The following is an 11,963-nucleotide window of genomic DNA, read 5'->3' as shown; positions in this document are numbered from 1 at the left end:
ACGCTGGGGAACCCTCTCTAAGCTCCCCGGCCGCCTACAGCCCGAGCCGACGCTTCATGTCGGTTCGCTGCTGGTTCAATTCCGTCAATTCGGCCAATTCCTCGGGTGTGAAGGTGGATTGCCGCGCCAGCCTGTCAAGCCGGTCGCAACAAGCGTCGTAACGCATCTTGAGCACCGCGGCCTGCAACTCCTCCCCCGCGATCCGTTCCTGCTCACGCTGCCGCTCGGGCACCGTCTCGTCTTCCGGATTCTGTAACAGCAAATCGCGGACGTTTTCATCATAGTCCAGAATTTCGCGGAAGATTTCCTCGTAAGTCGCTCCATTCGAGGACGTCCGCAGGACATCGGAAAGCAGCCGGAACTCCGCGCCGTCGCCCAGCGCGCGGGCATGATCGACGACCTCCGCGAACAGTTCGCCGATGCGCGGCAACGCCCGCAGGGTCGCAAGCTGTTCATCGTCGAGCTGCGACGCGATGCGCGGATGCATCACCAGCGTGCGCAACGCACGCTTTTCGCTGTCCGTCACGCGGCGCCGCTCGCTGCGTGCAGGCGCCTGGCGCGGCGGTGCCGCGATCCGCGTATCGACATCGGACAGCCCCGCAACCTCCTCGAACGGGATATCGAGGCGGTCGGCGAACATGTGCATGATCTGCGCGCGCAACGCGTTCGCGGGCAGCGCCTGCAGCATCGGCTTCGCATCGAAAAGCGCCTTCGCACGGCCTTCCGGCTGATCGAGCGCCTTGCCGGCAATTGCTTCGTTCAGCAGAAATTGCGACAGCGGCATCGCGCGCTCAACCTGTTCGGAGAACGCATCCGCGCCGAATTCGCGCACGTAGCTGTCCGGATCGTGCTCGGCCGGCAAAAATAGGAACCGGATCGTCCGGTTGTCGCCGGCATGCGGCAGGCATGCCTCGAGCGCGCGCCGGGCCGCCCGCCGTCCTGCCGAATCGCCGTCGAAACTGAAAATGACCGTATCGGTCTGGCGCAGCAGCTTCTGCACGTGAATCGGCGTACACGCTGTGCCGAGTGTCGCGACCGCGTTCGGGAACCCGAGCTGCGCGAGCGCGACGACGTCCATGTAGCCTTCGACGACCAGCACGTACTTGCGCTCGCGAATCGCGAGCCGCGCCTCGAACAGGCCGTACAACTCGCTCCCTTTGTTGAACAACGGGGTTTCAGGCGAGTTCAGGTACTTCGGCTCGCCGCTGCCGAGCACGCGGCCGCCGAAGCCGATCACCTGCCCCTTCACATTGCGGATCGGGAACATGATCCGCTCGCGGAACCGGTCGTAGCGGCGCGCGACGCCCTGCGCATCGGTCTTCTCGCTGACGATCACGAGCCCCGACTCGACGAGCGACTCGTCACGATAGTCGGGGAATGCAGCCTCGAGGTTCTGCCAGCCGTCCGGCGCATAGCCGAGCCCGAAGCGCGCGGCGATCTCGCCGGTCAGGCCCCGGTTTTTCAGGTACTGGATCGCGACGGTCGCGCCACGCAACTGCTTGCGGTAGTAGTCGCACGCGGCGGTCATTGCATCGGACAGCGCGGTCGCAACCGATTTCGACACCGGCGCCGGATAGTCGCCGCCACCGCCTCCCCCCCCACCGCCGCCACGCATCGACGGCTCGTGCGGCACGGTCAGGCCGACCGACTGCGCGAGTTCCTGCACGGCTTCCGGGAACGTGAGCCCCGCGTGTTCCATCAGGAAGCCGATCGCCGTGCCGTGGGCACCGCAGCCGAAGCAGTGATAGAACTGCTTGGTCGGGCTGACCGTAAACGACGGGCTTTTCTCGTTATGGAACGGGCACAGCCCCATGAAGTTGGCGCCGCCCTTCTTGAGCTGCACGTACCGGCCCACCACGTCGACGATATCGACGCGGTTCAGCAAATCCTGCAGGAACGAATGCGGAATCACCGTGGGATCGAGCGAAAAAAGACAATACGACACCCCGGCGCACGCACCGCGCGCGCCGAGGAAACGGGTGTTACTTCGAGAGCGCGGCCTTGACCAGTGCGGAAATGGCCGTCATGTCGGCACGGCCGGCGAGCTTGCCCTTCAGGACGCCCATCACCTTGCCCATGTCCTGCGGGCCCGCGGCGCCCGTCTGCGCGACCGCGGCCTGGACTTCGGCGGCCACCTCGGCCTCCGACAGCTGCTCGGGCATGTAGCCGCTCAGCACGACCAGTTCCGCCTGCTCCTTCGCGACGAGGTCGTCACGGCCGGCGGCCTGGAACTGGCTGATCGAATCCTTGCGCTGCTTGATCATCTTGTCGATCACGGCCGTGATGCCCGCGTCGTCGAGGGTGATCTGATCGTCGACTTCGCGCTGCTTGATCGCGGCCATCAGCAAGCGAATCGTTGCCAGGCGCTCGCTTTCCTTCGCGCGCATCGCGGCCTTCATGTCTTCGCTGATCTGCTCTTTCAAACTCATCTTTCACCCGGGAAGGAAACGTGAATCCGACGCCCGCCATACGGGCGTCAACACAAAAACCCGCTTGAGACTGTGTCTCAAGCGGGTTGCTCGAATCCGGCATCGGCGGCTCGCCTGATCGGTCGCACGATCATGCTCGATCTTCCGCGATCGCCCGATCGCGCGGAGTCGCCGGTGCGCCGCTCAGCGAACCGCGCGGCGCCCAATCGTTCAGTACAGCTTCTTCGGCAGCGTCTGGCTGCGGATACGCTTGTAATGACGCTTCACCGCTGCCGCCTTCTTGCGTTTGCGCTCCGCGGTCGGCTTCTCGTAAAACTCGCGCGCGCGAAGTTCGGTCAACAGCCCGTTCTTCTCGATCGTGCGCTTGAAGCGACGCATTGCAACTTCGAACGGCTCGTTCTCTTTAACGCGAATGATCGTCATGATCCGACACGAATAAAGGTTTGCAGGGAAAGACTACCGAGTATAGCAGAGCGATTGCCCAAAGGCACGGGGCCTGGTCCCGCCAAAACGGCGTCGGCCCGGCATGTCAGGCGCCACGCGAATACTCCGCGGCAGCCTGCCCGGCTGCCGTGCCGGACGCCCACGCCCACTGGAAGTTGTAACCGCCGAGCCAGCCCGTCACGTCCACCGCCTCGCCGACGAAGAACAGCCCCGGCACACGCGTGCTCATCATCGTCGCCGACGACAGGTCGCGCGTATCGACCCCGCCCTTCGTCACTTCGGCTTTCTTGTAGCCCTCGGTGCCGTTCGGCGTCAGCGTCCAGCCGGACAGCGCGTCGCCGATCTGGCGCAGTGTCTTGTCGGGCAGGTCCGCGAGCCGCGCGTCGGCCGCAACGCGATGCGTGTCGAGCCACGCATGCGCGAGGCGCGACGGCACCCAGTCCGCGAGCAGCGAACCGATCTGGCGCTTCGACGTGCGCTTCGCGTCGAGCAGGTCGGCTACCGTATCGCGTTGCGGCAACAGGTCGACGCGGATCGGGTCGCCCGGCTGCCAGTAACTCGAAATCTGCAGGATCCCTGGCCCGGACAGGCCGCGATGGGTCAGCAACAGGTCCTCGACGAATTCTCCGCCGCGCTTCTTGTCGCCGGTCGATACGCGCACTTCGAGCGATACACCGGACAACGCCGCGAACGGCTCCCAGTCCTGCTGCGCGAACGTCAGCGGCACGAGCGCGGGCCGCGTGTCGATCAGCTTGTGGCCGAACTGCTTGGCGAGCCGGTAACCGAAGTCGGTCGCGCCGATTTTCGGAATCGACAGGCCGCCGGTCGCGATGATCAGTGCACGCGCGCCGATCGTCCCCGCCTGCTGCGTGTCGAGCGCGAAGCCGTCGGCCGGCGCGTGGCGCACCGCGTCGACGACGACTGGCCTGCGCCACGCGATGCCGCCCGCGTCGCACTCGTGCTTCAGCACGTCGATGATCGCGTCGCTGCCGTGGTCGCAAAAGAGCTGGCCCTTGTGCTTTTCGTGCCAGGTCACATGATGGCGCTTGAGCAGCCCGAGGAAGTCGCGCGGCGTATAGCGCGCCAGCGCCGAGCGCGCGAAATGCGGATTCGCCGACAAATAGTTGTCGGGGCCTGCGTAAAGATTCGTGAAGTTGCAGCGGCCGCCGCCCGAGATGCGGATCTTCTCGGCGAGCCGCGGCGCGTGGTCGATCAGCACGACGCGGCGGCCGAGCTGCCCGGCAACCGCGGCGCTCATCATCCCGGCGGCGCCCGCGCCGATCACGGCGATGTCATAGGTTTCCATGGCGCGGATTGTACCCGCCCGGCCTCCGGCCCGGGCTGCCTGCGGCGGCGACCTGCCCCCGCCTGCTATAATTTCCGGTTACGTTGACCTTCCCGCGGTGCGCTCGATACGGCGCGCCCTGCCCGCACCCATGCTCGTTCTCGGCATCGAAAGCTCCTGTGACGAAACCGGCCTCGCGCTCTACGACACGCAGCGCGGCCTGCTCGCGCACGCGCTCCATTCGCAGATCGCGATGCACCGCGAGTACGGCGGCGTCGTGCCCGAACTCGCGTCACGCGACCACATCCGCCGTGCGCTGCCGCTACTCGAGGAAGTGATGGCGCAAAGCGGCACGCGCCGCGACGACATCGACGCGATCGCGTTCACCCAGGGCCCCGGCCTCGCCGGCGCGCTGCTGGTCGGCGCGAGCATCGCGAATGCGCTCGCGCTTGCCTGGAACAAGCCGACCGTCGGCATCCATCACCTCGAAGGCCACCTGCTGTCGCCGCTGCTCGTCGACGAGCCGCCGCCGTTCCCGTTCGTCGCACTGCTGGTGTCCGGCGGCCACACGCAACTGATGCGCGTGACCGACGTCGGCGTGTACGAGACGCTCGGCGAAACGCTCGACGACGCGGCCGGCGAAGCATTCGACAAGACGGCCAAGCTGATCGGCCTCGGCTACCCGGGCGGCCCGGAAGTCTCGAAGCTCGCCGAAACCGGCACGCCGGGTGCGGTCGTGCTGCCACGCCCGATGCTGCATTCGGGCGATCTCGACTTCAGCTTCAGCGGCCTGAAGACGGCCGTGCTCACACAGATGAAGAAATTCGAAGCGGCGAAGCTGGAGGGCGAAGCGCTCGAACGCGCGAAGGCCGACCTCGCGCGCGGCTTCGTCGACGCGGCCGTCGACGTGCTCGTCGCGAAGTCGCTCGCCGCGCTGAAGAAGACGAAGCTCAAGCGCCTCGTGGTCGCGGGCGGCGTCGGCGCGAACCGCCAGTTGCGCGCCGCGCTGTCGGCCGCCGCGACCAAGCGCGGCTTCGACGTGCATTACCCCGACCTCGCGCTCTGCACCGACAACGGCGCAATGATCGCGCTCGCGGGCGCCTTGCGGCTCGGCCGCTGGCCCGAGCAGGCGAATGCCGACTACGCCTTCACGGTGAAGCCGCGCTGGGATCTCGCGTCGCTCGCACGCTGAGCGACGCCCCGCGACACAACGCCACACCGACAAACGAAAAGGCCGCTCATACGAGCGGCCTTTTTCATCGGCGCGGCAAAACGACGCAGCGTTATGCAGCCTGCCGCTTGTCGCGTTCGATCAATGCATACGCGCTGTGATTGTGGATCGACTCGAAGTTCTCGGCTTCGAGCACATACGCGACCACGCGCTCGTCCGCGTCGAGACGCTGCGCGACGTCGCGCACGAGATCCTCGACGAACTTCGGGTTCTCGTATGCGCGCTCGGTGACGAACTTCTCGTCCGGACGCTTCAACAGGCCCCACAGCTCGCACGACGCCTCTTCCTCCGCGATGCGGATCAGCGCCTCGACCGGCAGGTCGGCCGCGAGTTCCGCGTCGATCGTCACGTGCGAGCGCTGGTTGTGCGCGCCGTATTGCGAGATCTTCTTCGAGCACGGGCACAGGCTCGTCACCGGCACGAGCACCTTGAGGAACAGGCGCGTGTCGCCGTTGCGGCTTTCGCCCGCGAGCGTCACTTCATAGTCGAGCAGGCTCTGCACACCCGACACCGGCGCCGTCTTGTTCACGAAGTACGGGAACGTGACCTCGATGCGGCCCGCCTCGGCTTCCAGCTTCTCGAGCATCGACGCGAGCATCGCGCGAAAACGCTCGACCGTCAGCGGCGCACGGTTCTCTTCGAGCAGCGCGACGAAGCGCGACATGTGCGTACCCTTCTGGTCGGCCGGCAGGCGGACGTCGAGATTCCAGACGCCGACGGTCGGCTGCACGTCGCCGCCTTCGGTACACACCGTCAACGGATGCCGGACCGCCTTCACGCCCACGCGCTGAATCGGAATCTGGCGGGTATCCACCGTGCTCTGCACGTCGGGCATCACGAAGGCGGGATTCATCTGGTTCATCTTGTTCAATCCTTGTAAGCCGCGCGTTCGATGACGCGCACGCCGCGTCATGCGGCAGCCGGAAAAGCAACATGGGCCCGCAGGCCCATGTTTTCCGCATCAATGAAGACCGGTCGCGCCAGTCGCACGGGCACCGCCCGCGGGCGGCGCCAGCTTATGCGACGCGCTTCGCCTGACCGGCGACATCGGCCGCCGGATTCAGAAAGCGTTCGCGAATCGATTTCGCGATACCCGCGCCGTCGAGGCCGCATTGCGACAGCAGCTTCGCGGGGTCGCCGTGATCGATGAACAGGTCAGGGAGGCCCAATTGTAGTACGGGTCGGATAACCCCACTCTCCATCAGGGCTTCCACGCAGGCCGAGCCCGCGCCGCCCATCACGCAACCTTCCTCGACCGTGACGAGGTAGTCGTGCGTCTCGGCAAGTTCACGCACGAGCGCCGCGTCGACCGGCTTCACGAAACGCATGTTCGCGACGGTTGCATCGAGTTCCTCGGCGGCGGCAAGCGACGGTGCGACCATCGTGCCGAACGCGAGGATCGCGACGCGCTTGCCTTCCGGCTGCGACGTGTGGCGACGCACTTCACCCTTGCCGAGCGGGATCTCGGTGAACTCCTTCACCGTCGCCACGCCCGTACCCGCGCCGCGCGGATAACGCACCGCGGTCGGGTTCGGCTGTTGCAGCGCCGTGTGCAGCATCTGGCGGCATTCGTTCTCGTCGGATGCGGCCATGATCGTCATGTTCGGAATGCAGCGCATGAACGCGAGATCGTACGCGCCCGCATGCGTCGCGCCGTCCGCGCCGACGAGGCCCGCGCGGTCGATCGCGAACACGACCGGCAGGTTCTGCAGCGCGACGTCGTGGATCAGCTGATCGTACGCACGTTGCAGGAACGTCGAGTAGATCGCGACGACCGGCTTGAGCCCCTCGGTCGCGAGGCCGCCCGCGAACGTCACCGCGTGCTGCTCGGCGATGCCGACGTCGTAGTAGCGATCCTTGAAGCGCTTCTCGAATTCGACCATGCCCGAGCCTTCGCGCATCGCCGGCGTGATGCCGACCACGCGCGTGTCGCGCTCGGCTTCATCGCACAGCCACTCGCCGAACACTTGCGTGTACGTCTTCTTCGCGGGCGTGGCGGACGGCTTGATGCCTTCGGCCGGATTGAACTTGCCCGGGCCGTGGTAGAGCACGGGATCGGCTTCGGCGAGCTTGTAGCCCTGGCCTTTCTTCGTCACCACGTGCAGGAACTGCGGGCCGCGCAGTTCGCGGATGTTCTGCAGCGTCGGGATCAGCGAATCGAGATCGTGACCGTCGATCGGGCCGATGTAGTTGAAGCCGAACTCTTCGAACAGCGTGGCCGGCACGACCATGCCCTTCGCGTGCTCCTCGAGCTTGCGTGCGAGTTCGAGCACCGGCGGTGCAACGCTCAGCACGCGCTCGACGCCCGCGCGCGCAGCCGCATAGAAACGGCCCGACATCAGGCGTGCGAGATGGCGATTCAGCGCACCGACCGGCGGCGAGATCGACATGTCGTTGTCGTTGAGGATCACGAGCACCTTCGCGTCTTCCGACACGCCCGCGTTGTTCATCGCCTCGAACGCCATGCCGGCCGTCATCGCGCCGTCGCCGATCACGGCGATCGAGAAGCGGTCGTCGCCGTTCAGCTGGCTGCCGATCGCCATGCCGAGCGCGGCCGAGATCGACGTGCTCGAGTGCGCGGTGCCGAACGTGTCGTATTCCGACTCCGAACGGCGCGGGAAACCCGAGATGCCGTCCTGCTGACGCAGCGAATGCATCTGGTCGCGACGCCCCGTCAGGATCTTGTGCGGGTAGGTCTGGTGCCCCACGTCCCAGACGATGCGATCGTTCGGCGTGTTGAACACGTAGTGCAACGCGATCGTCAGCTCGACCGTCCCGAGATTGGACGACAAATGGCCGCCCGTCTTCGACACACTGTCGAGCACGAACGCGCGCAGTTCATCCGCGAGCGGTTGAAGTTGGCGACGATCGAGGCGGCGCAAGTCCGCCGGGTCGTCGATGGTTTTCAGCAAGTCGTACATCGTCGTTCCATTGTAGGAAATCAAACGCGCCCGCATTCTGTTGCACGCACCGTAGCATGTGCGCGGCGGCGGGCTTTCGCGTCAGCTGACCCGGTTCACTACCAGGTCGGCAAGTTCGGCGAGACGCTGAGCGCGTGCGCCGAACGGTTTCAGCGCGTCGTGCGCTTCGGCGCGCAGTTGTGCTGCGAGCTCGCGCGACGCCTCGAGGCCGAGGATCGATACATAGGTCGGCTTGTCGTTCGCCGCATCCTTGCCGGCCGTCTTGCCGAGCGTCGCCGAATCGGTCGTGACGTCGAGAATGTCGTCGACGACCTGGAAGGCCAGACCCACGGCCCCTGCGTACACATCGAGCGCCGCCATCGTTTCCGCCGACGGCGTCTCGCCGGCCAGCGCGCCCATCCGCACGGCCGCGCGCAACAGTGCGCCCGTCTTCATCCGGTGCATCGTCTCGAGCTGCTCGCGCGTCAGCTTGAGGCCGACGCTCGCCAGGTCGATCGCCTGCCCGCCAGCCATGCCGATCGAGCCGCTCGCCAGCGCCAGCTCGCGCACGAGCGCGGCCTGCTGCACCGGCGACAGCGCAGCGGCGTCGGTCAGCGCAACGAACGCCTGCGACTGCAGCGCGTCGCCGACCAGCAGTGCCGTCGGCTCGTCGTACTGCACGTGCACGGTCGGCTTGCCGCGACGCAGTGCGTCGTCGTCCATGCACGGCATGTCATCGTGCACGAGCGAGTAGACATGGATCATCTCCAGTGCCGCCGCCGCCGCATTGCGCGCCGCTTCCGTCGCGCCGGTCAGTTCGCCTGCTGCATGGCACAGCAGCGGGCGAACGCGTTTGCCGCCGCCGAGGACCGCGTAGCGCATCGCCTCGTGGAGTTTCGCCGGCACCGCGGTTTCAGCGGGCAAATAGTGGCCGAGTGCGTCCTCGACACGGTCAAGCACGGACCGCATCCATTGTTCGAATGTCATAGATCGTCGTCTTCGCCGTCCGTGGCGGCCGTTCCGGACGAAAGCGGCTTCAGCGTCGCGCCGTCGAGCACGCGAACCTGCTGTTCCACTTTCTCAAGCTGCTGTTGGCAAAACGCAACGAGGGTCGCACCGCGGCGATACGCCGTCAGCGAATCCTCGAGGCTCAACGCGCCGCCTTCCATCCGGGCAACCAGCGTCTCGAGCTCCGCGAGCGCCGTCTCGTAATTGTCCGGCAACGGTTCGGTGCCATTGCCGGGCGGCGTGGCGCCTGGGGATGCGGTTTTCGCCATGGACGAGGGTGTCAAATTTCAAAACAAGTCGGACATTCTACGGCAAAAGAGAATTTTCCGACCTGCCGTCTTGGGCACCCGGCTACATATTCCGGCCCCACCTTCGACGCACATTGTGCGCCTTCCGATTCCCGCCCGACAAAAAATTGACACAAATCAGGCACTTAATCCTGGCCTTGCGAGGCGAACCGGGTATAATTCCGCGTTTCCCTAAATCGATTTTTCGATGGTTGGGTTGTTCACTGCTTTCACGCTAACACCGGGAGTGGGAATGTCCAATCTGAGCGATGCGCTTCAGTTGAAGTCGGCCCACAGCCAGCTTCCAGTCACTGCATACTTCGATGAGGCGCTACTCGAGCGCGAGATCGAAACCCTCTTCAAGAAAGGACCTCGTTACGTCGGGCACGAGTTGATGGTGCCCGAGGCGGGGGATTATTTTGCGCTGCCGTCCGAGAAGGAAGGTCGCGTGCTGGTCCGCAACCCCGCGAACCAGATCGAACTGCTGTCGAACGTCTGCCGTCACCGGCAGGCGATCATGCTCAACGGGCGCGGCCACACGCAGAACATCGTGTGCCCGCTGCACCGCTGGACGTACGACCTGGACGGCCAGTTGCTCGGCGCGCCGCACTTCCCCGACAAGCCGTGCCTGAACCTCGGCAAGAGCCCGCTGCAGAACTGGCAGGGGCTGCTGTTCGAAGCCGAAGGCCGGAACGTCGCGCGCGATCTCGCCCATCTCGGCACGAAGCATCACTTCGACTTCTCCGAATACCACTTCGATCACGTCGAAGTGCACGAGTGCGATTACAACTGGAAGACGTTCATCGAGGTCTACCTCGAGGATTACCATGTCGTCCCGTTCCATCCGGGCCTCGGCAGCTTCGTGTCGTGCGACGACCTCAAGTGGGAGTTCGGCGACTGGTACAGCGTGCAGACGGTCGGCGTGCACAACGCCCTCGCGAAACCGGGCAGCGCGACTTACCAGAAATGGCACGAGCAGGTGCTCAAGTTCCGCAACGGCGTGCCGCCGGAGTTCGGCGCGATCTGGATGGTCTACTATCCGGGCCTGATGATCGAGTGGTATCCGCACGTGCTCGTCGTGTCGTGGCTGATCCCGCGCGGCCCGCAAAAGACGACCAACATCGTCGAGTTCTATTACCCCGAGGAAATCGCGCTGTTCGAACGCGAATTCGTCGAGGCGGAACGCGCCGCCTATATGGAAACGGCCGTCGAGGACGACGAAATCGCGATGCGGATGGACGCAGGTCGCCGTGCGCTGATGGCACGCGGCGAGTCGCAGGTCGGCCCGTACCAGAGCCCGATGGAAGACGGCATGCAGCACTTCCACGAGTTCCTGCGCCGCCACCTCGGCGACATCTGAAAGCCGGTGCGGCGCTTTGACGCCGCACGGCATCCGGCAGACGAAAAGACGGGCTTCGGCCCGTCTTTTTTTGTTTAGACTTGGAATGTCAGGCCATTCGCACTCCAGGGAGCCGTCATGCCACACACCCACTACACCACACTCATTTCCGCCGCCAATCTCGCCGAGCGCCTGGCGGCGGCGCCCGGCAGCGTCGCACTGTTCGATTGTCGCTTCGATCTCGTCGATCCCGCCGCCGGCGAAGCCGCGTATGCGGCCGGTCATATCCCAGGCGCACAGTATCTTCATCTCGACCGCGACCTGTCCGGCCGCAAGACGGGCACCAACGGCCGCCATCCGCTGCCGACCCGCGACGCACTCGCCACGCTGCTCGCGAGCCGAGGCCTCAAGCAGGGCCAGCAAGTCGTCGCGTACGACGCACAGGGCGGCGCCTATGCGGCTCGCCTGCGGTGGCTGCTGCGCTGGCTCGGCCACGATTCGGTCGCCGTGCTCGACGGCGGCCTGCAGGCCTGGGAAGCAGCCGGCCAGCCTCTGGCGACCGACGTGCCGCACCCGGCCGCCGGCGATTTCCGCGCGGCTGCGCCGCTCGAATCGACGGTCGACGCGGCAGCCGTGCTCGCCAACGTGAGCACACCCACGCGCGTCGTGATCGATGCACGCGCACCCGACCGCTACCGCGGCGAAAACGAAACGATCGATCGTGTGGGCGGCCACATCCCCGGTGCGCGCAACCGCTTCTTCAAGGACAACCTCGCCGCGGACGGCCGCTTCAAGACCGGCCATGAACTGCGCGAAGCGTTTTCCGCGGTGCTGGCGGGCACCGAGCCGAACCGCGTGATCCTGCAATGCGGCTCCGGCGTCACCGCCTGCCACAATGCGCTTGCACTGGAGGTGGCGGGCCTGCACGGCGCGTCGCTGTATCCAGGCTCATGGAGCGAATGGAGCGCCGATCCGTCGCGACCGATCGCAACCGGCCCGACACCGTAAGCGCGGTCGCAACGCAGCGGCGGCATGTGCCG

11 protein-coding genes are annotated in these 11,963 nt (G+C 65.8%); 3 read left to right on the top strand and 8 right to left on the bottom strand.

Annotation, left to right across the window (positions count from 1 at the left end; all coding sequences use genetic code 11):
* Nucleotides 1-34 precede the first annotated feature (34 nt).
* The 4 genes from dnaG to DPV74_RS09900 all read right to left on the bottom strand — a co-directional run bounded on the left by dnaG (nt 35) and on the right by DPV74_RS09900 (nt 4,179).
* Nucleotides 35-1,912 carry a DNA primase gene (gene dnaG, locus DPV74_RS09915; protein WP_059694334.1) on the bottom strand — a complete coding sequence of 626 codons (1,878 nt, stop codon included), beginning with the start codon at nt 1,910-1,912 and terminating at the stop codon, nt 35-37.
* Nucleotides 1,913-1,982: 70 nt separating this feature from the next.
* On the bottom strand, nt 1,983-2,429 hold the full coding sequence (locus tag DPV74_RS09910; protein WP_021160855.1) for a GatB/YqeY domain-containing protein: 447 nt from the start codon (nt 2,427-2,429) through the stop codon (nt 1,983-1,985).
* A gap of 210 nt (nt 2,430-2,639) precedes the next feature.
* Complete coding sequence (gene rpsU / locus DPV74_RS09905) at nt 2,640-2,852, bottom strand: 30S ribosomal protein S21 (RefSeq protein ID WP_006479415.1); 213 nt, start codon at nt 2,850-2,852, stop codon at nt 2,640-2,642.
* 106 nt (nt 2,853-2,958) lie between these two features.
* Entirely contained in the window at nt 2,959-4,179 is a 1,221-nt protein-coding gene (locus tag DPV74_RS09900; RefSeq protein ID WP_027791082.1) for an NAD(P)/FAD-dependent oxidoreductase, read from the bottom strand.
* Nucleotides 4,180-4,309: 130 nt separating this feature from the next.
* Between DPV74_RS09900 and tsaD the strand changes: the two genes are divergently transcribed.
* On the top strand, nt 4,310-5,350 hold the full coding sequence (tsaD, locus tag DPV74_RS09895) for a tRNA (adenosine(37)-N6)-threonylcarbamoyltransferase complex transferase subunit TsaD (protein ID WP_027791081.1): 1,041 nt from the start codon (nt 4,310-4,312) through the stop codon (nt 5,348-5,350).
* Between the two features lie 91 nt (nt 5,351-5,441).
* Here tsaD and folE2 read toward each other — a convergent pair whose 3' ends face one another.
* From folE2 to DPV74_RS09875, 4 genes are all read right to left on the bottom strand, one after another.
* Nucleotides 5,442-6,251: a GTP cyclohydrolase FolE2 gene (gene folE2, locus DPV74_RS09890; protein ID WP_021160853.1), complete on the bottom strand. Its 810-nt coding sequence runs from the start codon at nt 6,249-6,251 to the stop codon at nt 5,442-5,444.
* Between the two features lie 154 nt (nt 6,252-6,405).
* A complete protein-coding gene (gene dxs / locus DPV74_RS09885) occupies nt 6,406-8,310 on the bottom strand; it encodes a 1-deoxy-D-xylulose-5-phosphate synthase (RefSeq protein ID WP_021160852.1) in 1,905 nt (634 codons plus the stop codon).
* Nucleotides 8,311-8,391: 81 nt separating this feature from the next.
* Complete coding sequence (locus tag DPV74_RS09880; RefSeq protein ID WP_027791080.1) at nt 8,392-9,276, bottom strand: polyprenyl synthetase family protein; 885 nt, start codon at nt 9,274-9,276, stop codon at nt 8,392-8,394.
* On the bottom strand, nt 9,273-9,566 hold the full coding sequence (locus DPV74_RS09875) for an exodeoxyribonuclease VII small subunit (protein WP_027791079.1): 294 nt from the start codon (nt 9,564-9,566) through the stop codon (nt 9,273-9,275). Before DPV74_RS09875 ends, DPV74_RS09880 begins: the two co-directional genes overlap by 4 nt.
* A gap of 271 nt (nt 9,567-9,837) precedes the next feature.
* Here DPV74_RS09875 and DPV74_RS09870 point away from each other — a divergent pair, with 271 nt between their 5' ends.
* The gene (locus tag DPV74_RS09870) at nt 9,838-10,944 is read left to right on the top strand and encodes an aromatic ring-hydroxylating dioxygenase subunit alpha (RefSeq protein WP_027791078.1); all 1,107 of its coding nucleotides are present in this window, start codon (nt 9,838-9,840) and stop codon (nt 10,942-10,944) included.
* Nucleotides 10,945-11,061: 117 nt separating this feature from the next.
* Nucleotides 11,062-11,931 (top strand): sulfurtransferase, encoded by an 870-nt coding sequence (locus DPV74_RS09865; protein ID WP_119337072.1) that lies wholly within the window; start codon nt 11,062-11,064, stop codon nt 11,929-11,931.
* Nucleotides 11,932-11,963 lie beyond the last annotated feature (32 nt).

The sequence above is a fragment of the Burkholderia sp. HAN2018 genome, from assembly GCF_024704855.1.
Lineage (GTDB): Bacteria > Pseudomonadota > Gammaproteobacteria > Burkholderiales > Burkholderiaceae > Burkholderia > Burkholderia cepacia.
This window is presented reverse-complemented; position numbering and strand designations above follow the sequence as displayed.